General features: G+C 65.3%; 16 protein-coding genes and 1 tRNA gene. 4 read left to right on the top strand and 13 right to left on the bottom strand.

Annotation, left to right across the window (positions count from 1 at the left end):
* Nucleotides 1-98: 98 nt before the first annotated feature.
* Nucleotides 99-755, bottom strand: a complete 657-nt coding sequence (locus S6FBBBH3_RS10685; RefSeq protein ID WP_170143917.1) for a response regulator transcription factor — start codon at nt 753-755, stop codon at nt 99-101.
* Between the two features lie 175 nt (nt 756-930).
* Between S6FBBBH3_RS10685 and S6FBBBH3_RS10680 the strand changes: the two genes are divergently transcribed.
* Nucleotides 931-2,091: a DUF72 domain-containing protein gene (locus S6FBBBH3_RS10680; RefSeq protein WP_120177704.1), complete on the top strand. Its 1,161-nt coding sequence runs from the start codon at nt 931-933 to the stop codon at nt 2,089-2,091.
* Here S6FBBBH3_RS10680 and S6FBBBH3_RS10675 read toward each other — a convergent pair.
* Nucleotides 2,082-2,618, bottom strand: a complete 537-nt coding sequence (locus S6FBBBH3_RS10675; protein ID WP_170143916.1) for a nitroreductase family protein — start codon at nt 2,616-2,618, stop codon at nt 2,082-2,084. The genes S6FBBBH3_RS10680 and S6FBBBH3_RS10675 overlap by 10 nt on opposite strands.
* 250 nt (nt 2,619-2,868) lie before the next feature.
* On the opposite strand from S6FBBBH3_RS10675, the gene S6FBBBH3_RS10670 reads away from it, so the two are divergent.
* Both S6FBBBH3_RS10670 and S6FBBBH3_RS10665 read left to right on the top strand, forming a co-directional pair.
* Nucleotides 2,869-3,546, top strand: a complete 678-nt coding sequence (locus tag S6FBBBH3_RS10670) for a cyclase family protein (RefSeq protein ID WP_120177908.1) — start codon at nt 2,869-2,871, stop codon at nt 3,544-3,546.
* Between the two features lie 46 nt (nt 3,547-3,592).
* On the top strand, nt 3,593-4,042 hold the full coding sequence (locus S6FBBBH3_RS10665; protein WP_120177702.1) for an acyl-CoA thioesterase: 450 nt from the start codon (nt 3,593-3,595) through the stop codon (nt 4,040-4,042).
* A 13-nt stretch (nt 4,043-4,055) separates the two neighbouring features.
* On the opposite strand, the gene murI is transcribed toward S6FBBBH3_RS10665, so the two are convergent.
* The 10 genes from murI to tsaE all read right to left on the bottom strand — a co-directional run bounded on the left by murI (nt 4,056) and on the right by tsaE (nt 13,289).
* Nucleotides 4,056-4,895, bottom strand: a complete 840-nt coding sequence (gene murI / locus S6FBBBH3_RS10660) for a glutamate racemase (protein ID WP_120177701.1) — start codon at nt 4,893-4,895, stop codon at nt 4,056-4,058.
* Complete coding sequence (locus tag S6FBBBH3_RS10655) at nt 4,892-5,788, bottom strand: DMT family transporter (protein WP_120177700.1); 897 nt, start codon at nt 5,786-5,788, stop codon at nt 4,892-4,894. The genes murI and S6FBBBH3_RS10655 overlap by 4 nt, the downstream gene beginning before the upstream one ends.
* 10 nt (nt 5,789-5,798) lie before the next feature.
* Nucleotides 5,799-6,806 (bottom strand): L-threonylcarbamoyladenylate synthase, encoded by a 1,008-nt coding sequence (locus S6FBBBH3_RS10650; protein ID WP_120177699.1) that lies wholly within the window; start codon nt 6,804-6,806, stop codon nt 5,799-5,801.
* Between the two features lie 15 nt (nt 6,807-6,821).
* On the bottom strand, nt 6,822-7,994 hold the full coding sequence (locus S6FBBBH3_RS10645; RefSeq protein WP_120177698.1) for a 5-(carboxyamino)imidazole ribonucleotide synthase: 1,173 nt from the start codon (nt 7,992-7,994) through the stop codon (nt 6,822-6,824).
* Between the two features lie 12 nt (nt 7,995-8,006).
* A complete protein-coding gene (purE, locus tag S6FBBBH3_RS10640) occupies nt 8,007-8,516 on the bottom strand; it encodes a 5-(carboxyamino)imidazole ribonucleotide mutase (protein WP_120177697.1) in 510 nt (169 codons plus the stop codon).
* A 191-nt stretch (nt 8,517-8,707) separates the two neighbouring features.
* Nucleotides 8,708-9,598 carry a phosphoribosylaminoimidazolesuccinocarboxamide synthase gene (locus S6FBBBH3_RS10635; protein WP_120177696.1) on the bottom strand — a complete coding sequence of 297 codons (891 nt, stop codon included), beginning with the start codon at nt 9,596-9,598 and terminating at the stop codon, nt 8,708-8,710.
* Nucleotides 9,599-9,684: 86 nt separating this feature from the next.
* Nucleotides 9,685-10,089: a diacylglycerol kinase gene (locus tag S6FBBBH3_RS10630; protein WP_120177695.1), complete on the bottom strand. Its 405-nt coding sequence runs from the start codon at nt 10,087-10,089 to the stop codon at nt 9,685-9,687.
* A gap of 152 nt (nt 10,090-10,241) precedes the next feature.
* Nucleotides 10,242-11,306 carry a class II fructose-bisphosphate aldolase gene (fba, locus tag S6FBBBH3_RS10625; RefSeq protein ID WP_120177907.1) on the bottom strand — a complete coding sequence of 355 codons (1,065 nt, stop codon included), beginning with the start codon at nt 11,304-11,306 and terminating at the stop codon, nt 10,242-10,244.
* Nucleotides 11,307-11,454: 148 nt separating this feature from the next.
* Complete coding sequence (locus tag S6FBBBH3_RS10620) at nt 11,455-12,783, bottom strand: N-acetylmuramoyl-L-alanine amidase (RefSeq protein WP_146251479.1); 1,329 nt, start codon at nt 12,781-12,783, stop codon at nt 11,455-11,457.
* Entirely contained in the window at nt 12,780-13,289 is a 510-nt protein-coding gene (tsaE, locus tag S6FBBBH3_RS10615; protein WP_179950557.1) for a tRNA (adenosine(37)-N6)-threonylcarbamoyltransferase complex ATPase subunit type 1 TsaE, read from the bottom strand. The genes S6FBBBH3_RS10620 and tsaE overlap by 4 nt, the downstream gene beginning before the upstream one ends.
* A gap of 208 nt (nt 13,290-13,497) precedes the next feature.
* On the opposite strand from tsaE, the gene S6FBBBH3_RS10610 reads away from it, so the two are divergent.
* Nucleotides 13,498-13,573: transfer RNA gene (locus S6FBBBH3_RS10610), tRNA-Thr, on the top strand.
* Between the two features lie 119 nt (nt 13,574-13,692).
* Here the strand turns inward: S6FBBBH3_RS10610 and S6FBBBH3_RS10605 are convergent.
* Nucleotides 13,693-16,236, bottom strand: a complete 2,544-nt coding sequence (locus tag S6FBBBH3_RS10605) for a DUF748 domain-containing protein (protein ID WP_120177694.1) — start codon at nt 16,234-16,236, stop codon at nt 13,693-13,695.
* Between the last annotated feature and the right edge of the window lie 87 nt (nt 16,237-16,323).

Below are 16,323 nucleotides of genomic sequence, written 5' to 3'. Positions count from 1 at the left end.
CGAAAAAAGGGCGCCGCGGCTCGTTCGAGCGCGGTGCCTGTTTCTTCGTCGGTTTGTTGCGAGCCTTCTGTCGGTCTCTTTCGGGCTTCGTTCGAGCCTCAAAGAATCTCGTCGCCGTTCGCAAGGCACAGCTCGTAGAGGAGCGCGCTCACGGGTTTCGCGTTCATCTTGCGGCTGAAGTGCGCGCGGTGCACTTCCACCGTGCGCTGCGAGAGATAGAGCTGCTCGGCGATTTCGCTGTTGCGCAGACCCCGACAGAGCTTTTCGAAAATCTGACGCTCGCGCGGCGTGAAGCTGTTGAGCAGGTCGTAGATGCGCCGCTTGCGGGCTTTCTGATTGCTGAGCGCCAGCGCGCGGTCGACCGAGTGCTGCAGTCGCGCGGGGTCGACGGGTTTGAGCAGGTAGTCGACGGCTCCGCCCGCCATGGCTTCGACCGCCGTTTCGACCTGATCGTCGTTCGAGAGAAAGATGATCGAAATCGGGCTTTTCAAGGCCGCAAGCTCGCGCTGGAGCGCCAGACCATCTTCGAGTTCGGGCGTGCCGATGTCCGTGATGAGACAGCCCGGACGGTCGAGCGCCACCGAGTCGAAGAACGCGTCGTGCGTCATGAACGGGATGACGTTGTAGTTGCGGGAAAGCGCGAACGTGAGCGAAAAGCGGACTTCTTCGCTGTCGATGATCCAGACGGGCCCCGAGGCGGCGTTTTTGGCGACTTCGGGCGGAACGAGTTCGGGGAAAAGCGTGGGAGTGGTCATGTTCCTGGGCGAGTCGACCGCACGGAGTGCGGACGGCGGTTTCGGGCGTATTGCCTCATAATGACTTAAAAGACATTCTCTCAGAAATCGCATCGGAGAATCGGGGCTCGAAACGCGGGACCGGCCGGGCGAGCGTCCCGAGGCGTTTTGCGCGGGCCCCATCGGAGACAACCCTATGACGTTCTCGACGAATGGCGCCGGGTACGGCGCCGCCAACGCATCGACGGGCAACCTCTTCGAGGACCTGCCCTCGCGCTCGGGAGGCGTGACGCCCGCACCCGTCGGCGAAGCGCTCGCACTGCTCGGGCGGCAGCTGCCGCGGGACGTGCGGCTCGGCTCGTCGAGCTGGAATTTCCCCGGATGGCTCGGCCTCGTCTACGGAGCGGGCTCGGGGGAGAGGCGCCTGCACGCCGAAGGGCTCAAAGCCTACGCGGCCTGGCCGCTCTTTCGCACGGTGGGGCTCGACCGGAATTTCTACCGCCCTTACGCGGTCGAGGAGCTCGCGAACTTCGCCGCTCAGGTGCCCGAAGACTTTCGCTTCATCGTCAAGGCGCCGCGCGATCTGACGGACCCGTACCTGCGCGCCCCCACGGGGCGGCCGCTTCGGGCCAATCCCAATTACCTCAACGTCGAGCGCCTCAAGAGCACCTATTTCGCACCCGTCGAAGCGGGGCTCGGTGACAAGACGGGCGTGCAGGTGCTGCAGTTCTCACCTTTCCCGCACGAAGCCCTGCGACGACCCGAGGATCGCGAACGCGCGACCGACGCGCTCGTGCGGTTTTTCGACGCCGTCGCGCAAGCCAACACGAGCGGACGCCTCGTCGCGGCGGAATTTCGCAATTACGAATTCGTCACGCCGCGCCTTTACGGCGCGATGCGTCGGGCGGGCATTCGACCCGTGATAGGGCTCCACCCCGCGATGCCGCCGCTCGTGCGGCAGATGACGGCGCTGCGCTTTTACGAAACGGGCGAGCGCGCCGCCGACCCGAGAGGCGACTGGCCGATTACGGGGCCTCTGGTCGTTCGGTGGTCGCTTGCGGCCAACCGCTTCTACGACACCGCGAAGGCCGACTGGTCGCCCTTCAACGCGGTCGCCGCCCCCGACCCCGCCACGCGCGCGGCGCTTGCGGGCCTCATCGTGCGGGCGCACGCAAGCGGTGCTCCCACCTTCATGGCAGTCAACAACAAGGCCGAAGGCTGTGCGCCCGAAACCGTTCGGGCGGTCGCGCAAGCCGTGGTGGCGATGAACGATCGGAGGCTCGAGCGCGAACGGCGTACGGAACTCGAAGCCGCGGCGCGCGATCGGCGTCTTGCGCTTCCCGTCGATCACCAGTGACCGATCCAGTCCACTTCGTCGACGTCGGCTTCGGGGCGGTCCTCCCGGGGCGTGCCGCAGAGGATGAAGGCCGGAAGCAATTCCGTCGCCGGGTCGTAGAGGCCTTTCGGGTCCGCGAATTCGGGAGCCGACACGGTCTTTGCGGCAAAGCCGTCCGCTTCGAGACTCAGAAGGAAATTCATGAGGGCGGCGCCCGCCGTCATGAGGTTTTCGCGCTCCAGCCGGGCGTTGTCGGCGGTGCGGCGAATCACGAGGGCAATGAGCCCCGGTCCCTTCGTCGCTTTGGACCGGGCCTTGGCGCGCTCTTCGGGCGTCGCCTCGGCGGGAAGGCGCGCTTCGAAGAGGTCGGCGAGACGTTCGCGCGAATCGATGCGCACGAAGCGCACGGGGAACTCGGCGTCGTGACAGGGGGCGCGCATCGCGCAGGTCACGGCGCGGGTCAGTTCGGCTTCGCCCGGAGCGGGTTCGGTGAGGTATTTGGCACCCGTCGAGGTGCGGTGCATGATGAGGTTGTGAAGCGACGACACGGTCTCTCTCCTATGCATGTGAACGCGGCCCGGACGGGACGGCTTCGGTCGGGCGTCTTTCGCCCCGGGCCCTGCGAACGAGTATAGTCCGCCGCATTCGAGATGAATCGGGCCGAATCGCGCGGGAAATCGGGAATTCGGGGAATTCGCGGGGGTCCGGCCCGAGAGGCGGCGTCGAAGTCGCCGTTTCGAGGTCGTTTTTTCCGTGCGATCTCCGCTAAGCTTGATTCCTTTCGGAGGACCGTCCAAGATGCCGCTTTGGGACATTACCGCGCCGCTTTCGCCCGAGACGCCCGTCTATCCCGGGGACGAACCCGTTCGTTTCCGACGCACGGCGTCGATCGACCGGGGCGACGCGGCGAACGTGTCGGCTTTTTCGATGAGCGTTCATGCGGGCACCCACGTCGACGCGCCGAGTCACCTCGGATTCGAGGGCGACGCGGACGCGATTCCCCTGGAGGTGCTGACGGGCGAGTGCGTCGTCGTCGATCTTTCCCGTGCGCCCGAAGGTGTCGAGCCCGAAGCGCCCTTTTCAGTTCGACTCGAGGACGCGACCGGCGCACTGCAACATGCGTTTGAGGCGGTTGAGGCGGCTGGGACGGGCCCCGTCGTTCGGCTCCTTTTCAAAACGGGAGGGCGTCCCGTCACGGGACTCGATTCCCAATTCGTGCGGGCGCTTTGCGAACGGGGCGTGCGGCTCATAGGGTTGGAATTGTCGAGCATCGACCCCGAAACGGGACCCGAAGCCGAGACGTTGCCTGCGCATCGCGCGGCGCTTGCCGCGGGGACGGTCGTTCTGGAAAACCTGGTGCTCGAGGGCGTCCCCGAAGGGCGCTACGAGCTTTGGGCGCTCCCGACGGCGTTGGTAGGCCTCGATGCGGCGCCCGTTCGCGCCGTGCTTCGCGGACCGCTCGGTCCGCTCGCATGAGAGCCCGACTCCGACCATCCGACTTCAATAAACCCGATTTTCAAGCATGACCCAGATCTACGAATCCGTCGTCCGCATCCGTTTCGGACACTGCGATCCCGCGGGGATCGTCTACCACCCCCAGTACTTTGCGATCCTCAACTACGTGATGGAGGACTTTTTCCGCGACGTGCTCGGGATCACCTTCAACGACGTCGAAACCGTCGGCGTGGGCTTGCCCGTTGCGGGCGTGCGCTGCGACTTCGCCGCGCCCGGTCGCGTGGGCGACGTCTGTACGGCGCGCCTCTGGGCGGAGCATGTCGGCGAGAAGTCGATTCGCTTTGCGATCACGATGCACTGCGGCGAGGAGCTGCGACTTCAGTGCATCGAGACGGTCGTGTGCGTGAAGCTCGAAAACGGGCGTCTCGTCTCGACGCCGATTCCCGATGAGCTTCGAGCGAAGCTCGCGCCCTACGCGGCGGACGAAACGACGCCGCCCCTGCGCCTGCGCGCCTGAGGCGATTGCATCCTCAAACGAGCGCTTCGAGGCGGGGTTCCGCCTCGCCCGACGCGCGCCAGAGCGTGCGGAGCACGGCTTCGCGCTCGGGCGTGGGGTCGGTCGCGAAAAAGCGGGAGGTTCCGCCCGCGGTGCGGGAGCTTGCGAGCCCTTCTTCCCGGAGGCGTCGAACCAATTGACGCGCGACGGCGGGTGCGGGGTCGATCGGCTCGGCGCCCGGCACGCTCTCGCGGATCGCTTCGGTAAGGAACGGATAGTGGGTGCAGCCGAGCACGATTCGGTCGGCGCTTCGGGCCGCAGCGGGCTCGAGAAAGTGCCGAACGAGCGCTCGGGTTTCGGGCGTTGTGAAGTCGCCCCGTTCCACGCACTGCATGAGGCCCGGGGCCGGCACGTCGATCACGTCGACGGGGACGGACCGGTGCTCGCGCGCCCAGCCGAGCGCTTCGTCGCGCAACGTCCGGTATTTGAGTCCTTCGATCGTCTTGGGCGTGGCCAAAACGGCCACGGTGCCCGTGACGGTTTCCCGAACGGCCGGAAAGACGGCGGGCTCGATCCCGACGACGGGGATCGCCAACCGCTCCCGCAGGCGCACGACGGCAAGCGACGTCGCGGTGTTGCAGGCGACGACGAGCGCCTTGATGCCGCGCGAAAGCAGAAAGTCGACGACGGCGTCGATACGCTCCAGAACGAACGCGTCGGGCTTCTCGCCCCAGGGCGCAAAGCCGCAGTCCGCGGCGAAAATGAGGTCTTCTCCGGGGAGCGCCCGTCGCACTTCAAGCGCCACGGAGAGTCCTCCCCAGCCCGAGTCCAAAAGTCCTACGGGAGCCGAAGTCGTGTCGCAGCGAGCGGTCATTTGCGTGTCCGTTTGAAGAGTGCGGGAAGTTCGGAGAGGAGAATGCCGCCCACGATGCAAAGGCCGCCCGCGAGGCCCCCGACGCCGAGCCGTTCGCCGACGAGCCAGCCGAGCGCGGCCGCAAAGACGCTCTCCATGGCGAAGATGACGCAGGCGCGTCCTGGCGGAACATAGCGCTGCCCGTAGGCGAGAAGCACCTGCACGAAGGCTACGATCACCGCAAGCCACGCGATGCTGCCGAGGACGACGGGCGACCAGACGGTTTCCTTGAGGGGAACGCCCGCCGCCATGGCAACGCCGAGCCCCAGCGCCGCAAAAAGGGTGACGAAGACGAGCTGCGCGAACGCGAGTTCGGCGGGCTTTGCCTGCGGAGCGAACTTCCCGACGATGAGAATTTCCGCGGCCGAAAGGAGCGCGGAGAGGATCGTCACCCATTCGCCCCAGTTATTGGAGAGACTCAGGGTGAAGGGGTTCGCAAGGAGCACGAGCCCCGCAAACGCAAGCCCCGCGCCCGCAAAGGCCGCCTTGCTCGGTGTGCGTCCGTAGACGATCCAGTAGAGAAAGGGCGTGAGCGGCACGTAAAGCGCCGTGAGAAAGCCCGACATCGAGCTTTCGATCGTCATGAGGCCCGCCGTGTTGGCCGTGTAGCAGCAGTAGATCGCAAGACCGCACCACGCGCCCCCTTTCCAGGTCGACGCAGGGATCGCACGGATGCGTCCCCTGAGAGCGAGCGCAAGCAGGAACGCGGCCGTTCCGAATCGACACAGAACGAGCGTCAACGGATTGGTCTCTTCAAGGGCGGTCGAGATCGTCAGAAAGGAACTTCCCCAAAAGAAAGTCGCCAGGACGAGCGCGAGCACCGGAAGAAGGGTCGGAGCGGCGGGCGCGGTCATGCTGCGTACCTCAGGCGGCCGCCCGACCGAGTCGGTCGTGCACGGCGGTCCATTCGGGCGCTTCGGGCGGCATCTCGATGAAGATCCGGTCGGCGCCTGCGTGGTCGAGCTCGTGGAGCGCTTCGTAGAGGCGGGCGCCGTACTCGAGGTGCGTCTCGGGGGAGACGAGCTTGAGGCGCACGGGCGCATCAAGTGCCTCGAGCGCTTCAAGGGTCGACGCGCGGGCCATGACGGCCGCGGTGCGGCCTTCCTGCGTCCAGGCGGCGACACGCTCCGCCAAGGCTTCTGGGGCGACGAGTTCGAGCTTCGTGCGCGGCGCGTAGTGGCTCTTCAGACGCCCGGAAGCGCGCGGCGCGTTCGAGCCCGCGTCGGGCACGGGGCAGCCGAGCGTTTCTTCGAGCATCGCGCGCGTCACGACGCCGTGACGAAGAATCGTCGGCTCGCCCGAGGAAAGATTCACCATGGTCGACTCGATCCCGAATTCGCACGGTCCCCCGTCGAGGATCATGTCGAGCTTCCCCTCGGGTTTGACGCCGAGGTCCTCGCGCACGTGCTCCGCGCACGACGGGCTGATCCGACCGAACGTGTTGCACGAGGGGGCCGTGAGCCCCTTCATCGTCGGGCCCGCAAAGGCCTTCAGAAGGGCGTGCGCCCAGGGGTGCGACGGACAACGCAGCGCGACCGTATCCTGACCGCCCGTGACGAAAAGGCCGCAACGGGGCTTTTTCTTCAGAACGAGCGTGAGCGGACCCGGCCAGTAGGCGCGCGCGAGCACCCGGGCGCTCTCCGGCACGTCTTCGGCCCAGGCGTCGATCGCCTCGGGACCGCACACGTGCACGATGAGCGGATGATCCTTGGGGCGTCCCTTGGCCTCGAACGTGGCCGTCACGGCCGCTTCGTTGTCGGCGTCGGCCGCAAGGCCGTACACCGTTTCGGTGGGAAGGGCCACGAGGCCGCCCGCTTCGAGAATGGCACGGGCGCGCTCGACGGCTTGAAGGTCGACGGGAGGAGTCGTCATGGAAATCCTTGTTGGTTACTCGGGATCGGGAAGGCCGAGAATGCGGGCGACGGCGCGCGCACGCTCGAAGGCTTCGTCGAGCGTCGGAGCCACGCACGTGACGTGCCCCATTTTGCGCGCGCGACGGGCTTCCTTTTTCCCGTAGAGATGAAGTTTCGCCCCCGGAACGGCGAGCACGGCCTGCCAGTCGGGGTCGCGGAAGCGGTTTTCGGCGTCGAACCACTCGTCGCCGAGGATGTTGAGCATGACCGCCGAGGAGTGGCGGCTCGTGTCGCCGAGAGGCATGCCGGTCATCGCGCGGACCTGTTCCTCGTACTGGCTCGTCACGCACGCGTCGATCGTGGCGTGGCCCGAATTGTGGGGGCGAGGCGCGAGTTCGTTCACAAGGAGCGTGTCATCTTCAAGGAGGAAGAATTCGACGCAAAGAACGCCCACGTACTCCAGCGCGTCGGCGATGCGCACCGCATGGGCGCGCGCCTTTTCGGCGATCGCCTCGGAAATGCGCGCGGGCAACACCGACACGGCAAGAATGCCGTTGCGGTGGTAATTTTCAGCGGCGTCGAAGGTCTTCGTTTCGCCCGTAAGCGAGCGGCACACGATGACGGAGAGCTCGAGCTTGAGGGGAAGCATCTTTTCGAACACGCACTCGACCCCGTTCGTGCTGCGGAAGGCCTGCAGGAGTTCGTCGCGGTTCTTGACGCGGTACTGGCCCTTGCCGTCGTAACCGAGGCGGGCGGTCTTGAGAATGCCGGGGAAGAGCGCTTCGTCCACGCCCGCCGCATCCTCTTCGGAGAGTACCGCGCAGTGGGGCGCCACGGGTACGCCCGCGACGGATTCGACGAAATGCTTCTCGACGTTGCGGTCCTGCGTGACGGCCACGGCGTGCGCGGGCGGCGCCGTGAGGGTGCCCTTCGCGGCAAGACGGCGAAGGCTCTCGGCGGGAACGTTTTCGAATTCGGTCGTGGCGCACGGGCAACGCTCGGCGAGACGGTCGAGGCCGTCGGCGTCGTTGTAGGGCGCTTCGATGTGCTCGGCGGACACTTCGGCGGCGGGGGCGCCGTGCTGGGGTTCGAGTACCGCGACGCGGTAGCCCATCGCGGCCGCGGCCTGCGCGAACATGCGGCCCAACTGGCCGCCGCCCATGAGGCCGAGCGTGGCGCCCGGAAGAATCGGCTTCGTTTCGGTCATCGTTCGGTTTCCTCAGAGCGTTTCGACGGGCAGCGTCATGGCTCGGGCCTTCGCGTTCTGAGCGACGCGGAATTCGGCGAGCTTTTCTTCGAGCGCGGCGTCTTCGACCGAGAGGATCTGCACGGCGTAGAGGGCGGCGTTGGCGGCACCGGCTTCGCCGATCGCGAACGTGGCGACGGGCACGCCCTTGGGCATCTGCACGATCGAGTGCAGGCTGTCGACGCCGCGCAGGTACTTGGAGGGAACGGGAACGCCGCAGACGGGCAACGTGCACTTGGCGGCGATCATGCCGGGCAGGTGCGCGGCGCCGCCCGCGCCGGCAATGATAACGCGCAGACCGCGCGAGCGGGCGCTCGAAGCGTACTCGAACATTTCATCGGGCATGCGGTGCGCGGAGACGACGCGGGCCTCGAAGGGAACGCCGAAGTCCTTGAGCATGCGGGCGGCGTGGGACATGACGTCCCAGTCCGAATTGCTGCCCATGACGATGCCGACGAGGGGACGGGTGTCGTTGTTGGTCATTGCAAAAACCTCACGAAAATAGGGAGAAACGGTGAAGGGTAAAAGTCGAAGAGAAAAGTTCTCCGGGCCTCGCGGCGGGAGAACTTTTCTCCTGGACTTTGGAAAAAGCGTCGCGGAAACCGAGGGAGAGGTTTTCGGGGCGGGGCCCCGGAAGGACCGGGAACCCGCCCGAGCGACGCGTGCGGCTCGAATTACTCGATGTCCGTGCCCGCGAGGCGACGCAGCGCTTCGCGGTACTTGTCGGCCGTCTTTTCAATGACGTCTTCGGGGACCTTCGGAGCAGGCGGGGTCTTGTCCCAGGGCTGGGCTTCGAGCCAGTCGCGGATGAACTGCTTGTCGTAGCTCATCGGGGAGGTGCCCACTTCGTACGTGTCGGCCGGCCAGAAGCGGCTCGAGTCGGGCGTGAGGACTTCGTCCATGAGGCGCACGTTCCCTTCGGCGTCGATGCCGAATTCGAACTTCGTGTCGGCGATGATGATGCCCTTCGTGAGCGCGTAGTCGGCCGCGCGGCGGTAGAGCTCGAGGGTGGCGTTGCGGATCGTGTTGGCGATTTCTTCACCGTAGAGTTCGACCACGCGTTCGAACGAGATGTTTTCGTCATGCGTGCCGACTTCGGCCTTCGCGGCGGGCGTGAAGATCGGTTCGGGGAGCTTCTGGGCCATCTTGAGGCCTTCGGGCAGCTTCACGCCGCAGACGGAACCCGTCGCGCAGTAGTCCTTCCAGCCGCCGCCGATCAGGTAGCCGCGGGCCACGCATTCGACGAGGATGGGCTTCAGGCGCATCGCGACGACCGCACGGCCGCGCACCTGTTCGACTTCTTCGGGCTTGACGACCGTTTCGGGGTCGATGCCCGTGAGGTGATTCGGCAGAACGCCGTCGAGCTTGTCGAACCAGAAGTTCGTGAGAGCCGTCAGAACCTTGCCCTTCCCGGGGATCGGGTCGTCGAGGATGACGTCAAAGGCGGAAATGCGGTCCGTGGCGACGATGAGGAGCTTGTCCTCGCCAACCGCGTAGCTTTCGCGAACCTTGCCGCTGTAGACCTTTTCCAGCGACGTGATGTTTGTCTTCGAAAGACCGGCCATGTGTGTACTCCCAAGTTGGAAATGTGAAGGGGATGGAAATTCTGTATCGAACGACGTTTTCGGAAATCTCTGAGATTGTATTGCGCTCAGGCGAAGAACGAGCACGCGACGGGGCCCGCGACGACGATCCAGGCCAAGGCCGCCATACAGAGCGCCATGAAGACCGCGGCGCTTCCGAGGTCCTTGGCGTAACCGGCCAACGGGTGGATCTCGGGGCCGAAGCGGTCGACCGCGGCTTCGACGGCGCTGTTGAGAATCTCGACGAGCGGCACGAAGAGGGTCGCCTGTACGAGAACGAGCTTCTCGAAGGCGGAGACCGGAAGGCAAACCGCGAGCGGAACGAGCACCGCGCAAAGGAGCACCTCTTCGCGGAAGGCGGCTTCCTTTTTCCAGGCGGCGGCAAAGCCCTGCATCGAGTAGCGCGTGGCGTTGAGGAGGCGCTTGAGGCCTTTTTTGCCTTTGAGTTGGGTGGCGTCGGCGGGTTCTGTCATGGCGGGCGGGCGGCGTCGGTCGGCCGCGTTCGTGGGTCCGGTGGGGGTCGTCGCGAGTCCGGGCGTCGATGCGCACGGGCCTCGGTAAAGTCAAAAAACGCGCGCCCTTCGAGGAGGACGCGCGTTTTTCATTCGCTTTTATCGGGAGTGCATCAGCAAACCTTCTGAGCGAGCGTGCCGTCGGCGTAGAGGGCCGCCATCTTGTCGAGGGCGACGGGCTTGATTTTCGCCCCCTGGCCTTCGCAGCCGAATTCGAGGTAGCGCTGCTTGCACAGTTCGATCGAAGCCTTGCGGGCGGCCTTCATGAATTCGCGCGGGTCGAACTTCGAGGGATTTTCGACGAGGAAGCGACGAACCGCGGCGGTCATGGCGAGGCGGATGTCGGTGTCGATGTTGACCTTGCGAACGCCGTGCTGGATCGCCTTCTGGATTTCCTCGACGGGAACGCCGTACGTTTCGCGCATTTCGCCGCCGAATTCGCGGATGACGGCGAGGTATTCCTGGGGAACCGACGAGGAGCCGTGCATCACGAGGTGGGTGTTCGGGAGGCGTTCGTGGATTTCCTTCACGCGCTGGATCGAGAGCGTTTCGCCGGTGGGCTTGCGCGTGAACTTGTAGGCGCCGTGCGAGGTGCCGATGGCGATGGCGAGCGCGTCGATCTGCGTGGCCTTCACGAATTCGGCCGCCTGGTCGGGGTCCGTGAGGAGCTGTTCGCGGGTCATCGTGGCGTCGGTGCCGTGACCGTCTTCCTTGTCGCCGCGCATCGTTTCGAGCGAGCCGAGGCAGCCGAGTTCGCCTTCGACGGAAACGCCGATGCAGTGGGCCATTTCAACGACGCGACGGGTGACGTCGACGTTGTATTCGTAGGAGGAGATGGTCTTGCCGTCGCTCATGAGCGAGCCGTCCATCATGACGGACGTGAAGCCCGAGCGGATGGCGCCCTGGCAGACGGCCGGGCTCTGACCGTGGTCCTGGTGCATGCACACGGGGACGTCAGGATAGGCTTCGACGGCGGCTTCGATGAGGTGGCGCAGGAAGGCTTCGCCAGCATACTTGCGGGCGCCGGCCGAGGCCTGCATGATCACGGGAGCACCGACTTCGGAGGCCGCGGCCATGATGGCCTGAACCTGCTCGAGGTTGTTGACGTTGAAGGCGGGAACGCCGTAGCCGTTTTCAGCCGCATGGTCGAGCAGCTGACGCATGGAAACAAGTGCCATGTCGATGAACTCCGAATGAGTGAGATGTTTCGGACGGCGCTGGGAGAAAAACACCCGCCGCCGACGCGTGGTATGTCAATCCTTGAGATTGTATCGGAAACGCCCGCGGCCGATCGGCTGCGGGCGTCTTTCCGAGTGCTTTTCGTCCTCAGTTGAGGAGCGTCGAGTCGGCTGCGAGCTGCTTTTTGATGCCGGTGAAAATCGCCCGGGCGATCTTTTGCTGGTGCGTGCCCGAGCGCAGGAGCTTTTCCTCTTCGGGGTTCGAGATGAAGGCCGTCTCGACGAGAATCGAAGGGATCCCCTGGCCCTTGAGGACGGCAAAGCCCGCCTGTTCGACGTGGTTCTTGTGCAGGCGGTTGATGCCTTTGATTTCCTGCAGCACGGCGGTGCCGAGCCCCAAGCTGTAGCCGATCGTCCAGTTCGAGGTCATGTCGACGAGGACGCTTGCGACCTGACGGTCCACGTCCTTGAAGTTGACGCCCCCGATCATGTCGGATTCGTTCTGGCTCTTTGCAAGCCACCGGGCCGCGGCCGACGTGGCGCCCTTTTGCGAAAGGGCGAAGACGGAGGAGCCGCGGGCGCTTGCCTTCACCCAGGCGTCGGCGTGGATGCTTACGAGAAGGTGCGCGCGCGCCTTTCGGGCGATCGCGACGCGCCCGCCGAGACTCACGAAGTGGTCGGAGTTGCGCGTCAGAATCGCCTTCATGCCGGGTTCGGCCTCAATGAGCTTCGCGAGACGCCGCGCGATCTGAAGGACCACCGTCTTTTCCTGGGTTTTCCTGCGACCGATCGCCCCCGGGTCTTCGCCTCCGTGACCGGGGTCGACCACGATGACGAGTTCGGGGCGCGAGGGTTTCTTCGAGGGGGCGGGCTTTTTGCCGCCCGAGGGCTTCCCGGCGGTGCCGCCGTTCGCAGGTTTTGCGGGCGGGGGCGACGTATCCTTCCCGAGGCTTTCGAGAACGGACGCCAACGGATCCTCTTCGCTCGGCGCCGAGAGGATGTCGGTGTCGTCGCGCGAAGCGAGGATCTGGCCGATGCTGTCGCGGGGATGCTCGGGGTAGATGTCGAAGACCAGACGGTACTGATAGTTCGCGAAGGGTTTGAGAAGAAACACTTCGGGCTTCACTTCCGTCTTGAGGTCCATCACGAGTCGCACGGTGCCCGGTTTGTACTGACCGATGCGCATCGAGGCGATGTAGGGATCGTCGGGCTTGACGGCCGCAATCTGGCGCTTGAGCGATTCGGTGAGCTGCAACCCGTCGATGTCGACTACGAGCCGGATGGGCTTCGCGGATCGAACGAAAAAGTGCCGGTACTTGAGCGGAGAATCCGACTCGAGCGTCACGCGCGTGTATTCCTCGGCCGGCCACATGCGCACGGCGATCATCTTCGCCCCCCAGGCGATGTCGACGGGGGCGAGGGAGAGGAGGAGCGAGCCGGCGGCGGCTTGCATCAGGCGTCGGCGCTCAAGATTCATTCGGCGTCCTCGGGCATGGAGGCGAGCAGCGCGCGGGCCGCTTCGGTTTGGGGGATGAGTTCGGCACGGCGGCCGAGCCCCTCGACCGTCAGCTTCACGACGAGGTCTGCGGCCGGAAGATACGGGGCGGCCTTTTCGCTCCACTCGGTGGCGCAGATCGCCCCGGGACGGAAGCACTCGTCAAAGCCCGCGTCTTCGAACTCCTCGGGCGTCTCGAAACGGTAGAAGTCGAAGTGATTGAATTCGAGCCCCTCGACCGCATAGGTTTCGAGCAGCGAGAAGGTGGGGCTCTTTACCGCACCCTCCCAGCCGAGGCCGCGCAGGACGGCGCGCACGAGCGACGTCTTGCCCGCTCCGAGGTCGCCTTCGAGGCGAACGGCAAGACCCGTACGACGAAGTTCGTCGGCACGGGTGCGAAGGGCGACGGAGATCGCCCGACCGAGGCGGTCGGTGTCCTCGGGCAGGGGCAAAGAAACGACCGTCGGAAGGAAAATTTCGTTAGACATCCGTGAGTTTGAGTCGGCGGTAAATGAAAATCGCTCCATTATAGGAGGTGCGGCCCGACGTGGTAAATGAGCGTGCCCGGACGGGCCCGAAAACGATGAATGTAAAAGATTGTAAAAAGCACTTGCGCAAAATCGAAAAGGTCTTCATAATTCGAATTCTCTGATGCGCGACGCTTCAAACGAAACGAAGCAAGCGGATCGAGGGAAAGCCGGTGTAGCTCAGCTGGTAGAGCAGCGCATTCGTAATGCGAAGGTCGGGAGTTCGAATCTCTTCTCCGGCACCAGAATTCAGAAGCCCGCGGATGAAAATCCGCGGGCTTCGCCGTTTTTGCTTTCCGCGTTTCGCGAAGCCCCTTCGACGGGCGGCCGGAACGCAAAGTTCCGACCGCACGCGTCGCGTCGATCAGCGGTTCGTCTTGGCGGCGTCGGTTTCGGTCTTCGTTGCCGTTTCCGTCTTCGCAAGGTGGCTGCCGATCGAATCCGAGAGTTTCTCGAGAAGCGCCGCGCCGAGCGCGCCGTTCCCGATCCCCTCGGCCGAGAAGCGTCCGTTTTCGTAGCGGATGTTCTCAAGCTCGATCGTCCCCGTGAGCGCCTCGTTCACCTTGTCGATGCGCTCGGCGGTCTTGTCGTTGCCGCGAAGCGCCGCGATGGCGGACGCGAGGCCCGAGAGCTCTCGCAGGGCCTTCGTCTGCTTTTCGCCGGGTTGCTCGACGGACGCTTTGGCAATGACGATCTTGATCGGATCGGTGGTCGCAATGTCCATGCCCGCAAGCGTCGCCTTCGTCCAGCTCATGATGCCTTTGCCGGCGGCGTTCGTCATGTTGAAGTTCGAAAGCGACGCATCGCCCTTCCAGGTGACGACGGGCTTTTCGGACCCTTCGGGCGACGAGACGCCGAGAGCGCCTGAGGTGCGGAATTCGCCGCTCTTCGCGCCCACGCCCGCGTAGGCGGTCATGAGGTTCGAGAAGGACTTGAGCCCCACCTTGTCGGCCTTGACTTCAACCGCAGCCGAGAGGGGCGAGAGCGTGAACTGGCCGCCCGCATTGAGGGTGCCCCCGCCGATAACCGCCGAGACGTCGACGAGCGACTTCGCGCCCGAGGCCGACGAGAGGTTCTTCAGCGTGATGTTGAGGTCCGACAACTGCGCCGAGGCGACGGGCTTCACGGTTTCGTCGCGGAAGGCGAGCTTCGCGCGCTTGAGAGCGGCTTCTCCCACGGTCCAGGTCCAGGGCGCGGAAGCGGCCTCGGACGGCTTTTCCGCCGCCGCGGCGCCTTCGGGCTTGCCGCTTTCCTCCGACCCCGTCGCACCGATCTGCGCGAGATTGAGCCCGGTCTTACGCATCACGGCCGTTACCGAGGCGCCCTCCACCACGACGCGCTCCACGGCGGCCGTGCGTTTTTCGAGCTGCAGATCCTTCAATTCGACCGAAGCGGAGTTGACCGAGGCGAGCGTCTCTTTTCCCTTCTTGAGGGAGACGCCGGACACGGACACCGTGCCGCGGGCGGTCGTCGCATCGGGACGCATCGCCCCCTCGACGTCGAAGGCCGTCGTGGCGGCCAGGTCGACCCCGAGCGCGTCGCGCACGTAACCCGCCGCGTCCGTGAGGGCGAGCTTTTGCCCCTTGGCTTTGACGGTGACTTCCAGGGGCGCAAGGCGCACCGTACCGTTGAGGGCGAGCGACCCCCGGAGCGTGTCGGCCGAAAGCGAGAAGGCCGCGGGTTCCTTGCCGTTCGAATCGAGATTCTTGAGGTCGGCCTTGAGGTTCGCGACCGTGACCTTCGCCGCGGGCGACACCGTGCCGTCGGTCCAACGGAGGTTGGCGTCGACGAGCTCCGCGGAGTCGAGCGACCACGTCCAGGCGGAGGGTTCCGACGGGCTCGCGGCGGCGTTCTTCGTTGGGGCGGAAGCCGCAGGAGCGGCGTTCGTCTTGGGAGCCAGAAGCGGGTTCGATCGATCGAGCGCGGCCGTGAGGCCTTCGACGCGAACGTTCGAGACGGCCGCGCGCTGTTCGACGAGGTTCACTTCGCGAATCGCGATCGAAGCTTTCTTGAGAGCGGCCAACTGCGCGCGCTTCTTTCCGACGGTGGTTTCGGCCTTCACGTCGGTGAGTGCGGCCTCGCCCGAGAGAATGATCTTCGCGGGCTCGCCCCCGGTGGGATTCCGGAAAAGCACCGAGGCGTGCGCGGTGAGGTTCGCGCTCGCCAGACGCAGTTCGGGCGAATTGAGGGCGGGCGCGATGCGCGCGAAGCGCGCCGCGTCGAGATTCTTCACGTCGAGTGCGAGTTCGGTTTCCAAAGACGACCCGAAAGGCTTCGTGCGCCCCGTCGCCGCCACGAGCGTGCCGTTCAGGTTGAAGTTGACGACGGGCGTCAGGAGACTCTCGCGGGCGCTCGAGAGCGTGCTCACGAAGGGAAGCTCGACGTGCAGGTCCGTGATCGACTCGTCGATTCCCTTCGAGGCGTCCGTCACGCGGATCCGGCTGTCGGAGAGGCGAATGTTGTAGATCGCAAACGCTGGAACGCCCGAACTTGCTTCGGCGGGCGGCGTTTCGGCGGGAGCCCCGTCCCCGCCCGTTTGTGCGGCGAGCTCTTCGAACTTTTCTTCGTCCAGAGCCGCATAGACGTCGAGGCCCGACACTTCGACCGCGTCGAGCACCGGGGCGAGCTCAAGCAGCGAGCGGCTGCTCGCGTCGACGCGCAGGTGCCCGAGTTTGAGAAGGTGGTGCTTTCCGGTGCGGCTTCCGACCGTCAGGTCCGAAAGTTCGAACGTCCAGGACCAGGGGCTGAACGACACCTCGCCCACGGTCACGGGTCGCTGGAGTTTTTCGGCGGCGATTTTTTCCAGTGCGTAACGCGCCCCCTGAGGTACGGCGACGTAGCCGAGACCCGCGTAAAGCGCCGCGCCGACGGCCACGGCGACGGCGGTAAAAGTCAAACCCTTGCCCATTGTTCATCCTTTTTGGTTGTTCGGTCGTTGCGGAGCGCGGCTCGGGCCGCGCGGCCCGCTTCGAGCGAAGAGTTTCGCATTAAGGAC

The organism is Sutterella megalosphaeroides, from assembly GCF_003609995.1.
GTDB lineage: Bacteria > Pseudomonadota > Gammaproteobacteria > Burkholderiales > Burkholderiaceae_F > Sutterella > Sutterella megalosphaeroides.
Note: the sequence above shows the minus strand (reverse complement) of the source record. Positions and strands in the feature narration are given on the sequence as shown.

What these genes read in the sequence shown, in the direction of transcription:
- S6FBBBH3_RS10650 (WP_120177699.1), bottom strand. Translation starts at nt 6,806, where the DNA reads ATGACGACTCCTCCCGTCGACCTTCAAGCCGTCGAGCGCGCCCGTGCC.
- purE (WP_120177697.1), bottom strand. Translation starts at nt 8,516, where the DNA reads ATGACCAACAACGACACCCGTCCCCTCGTCGGCATCGTCATGGGCAGC.
- tsaE (WP_179950557.1), bottom strand. Translation starts at nt 13,289, where the DNA reads ATGTCTAACGAAATTTTCCTTCCGACGGTCGTTTCTTTGCCCCTGCCC.
- S6FBBBH3_RS10635 (WP_120177696.1), bottom strand. Translation starts at nt 9,598, where the DNA reads ATGGCCGGTCTTTCGAAGACAAACATCACGTCGCTGGAAAAGGTCTAC.
- S6FBBBH3_RS10605 (WP_120177694.1), bottom strand. Translation starts at nt 16,236, where the DNA reads ATGGGCAAGGGTTTGACTTTTACCGCCGTCGCCGTGGCCGTCGGCGCG.
- S6FBBBH3_RS10630 (WP_120177695.1), bottom strand. Translation starts at nt 10,089, where the DNA reads ATGACAGAACCCGCCGACGCCACCCAACTCAAAGGCAAAAAAGGCCTC.
- S6FBBBH3_RS10665 (WP_120177702.1), top strand. Translation starts at nt 3,593, where the DNA reads ATGACCCAGATCTACGAATCCGTCGTCCGCATCCGTTTCGGACACTGC.
- S6FBBBH3_RS10620 (WP_146251479.1), bottom strand. Translation starts at nt 12,783, where the DNA reads ATGAATCTTGAGCGCCGACGCCTGATGCAAGCCGCCGCCGGCTCGCTC.
- fba (WP_120177907.1), bottom strand. Translation starts at nt 11,306, where the DNA reads ATGGCACTTGTTTCCATGCGTCAGCTGCTCGACCATGCGGCTGAAAAC.
- S6FBBBH3_RS10685 (WP_170143917.1), bottom strand. Translation starts at nt 755, where the DNA reads ATGACCACTCCCACGCTTTTCCCCGAACTCGTTCCGCCCGAAGTCGCC.
- S6FBBBH3_RS10670 (WP_120177908.1), top strand. Translation starts at nt 2,869, where the DNA reads ATGCCGCTTTGGGACATTACCGCGCCGCTTTCGCCCGAGACGCCCGTC.
- S6FBBBH3_RS10645 (WP_120177698.1), bottom strand. Translation starts at nt 7,994, where the DNA reads ATGACCGAAACGAAGCCGATTCTTCCGGGCGCCACGCTCGGCCTCATG.
- S6FBBBH3_RS10655 (WP_120177700.1), bottom strand. Translation starts at nt 5,788, where the DNA reads ATGACCGCGCCCGCCGCTCCGACCCTTCTTCCGGTGCTCGCGCTCGTC.
- murI (WP_120177701.1), bottom strand. Translation starts at nt 4,895, where the DNA reads ATGACCGCTCGCTGCGACACGACTTCGGCTCCCGTAGGACTTTTGGAC.
- S6FBBBH3_RS10680 (WP_120177704.1), top strand. Translation starts at nt 931, where the DNA reads ATGACGTTCTCGACGAATGGCGCCGGGTACGGCGCCGCCAACGCATCG.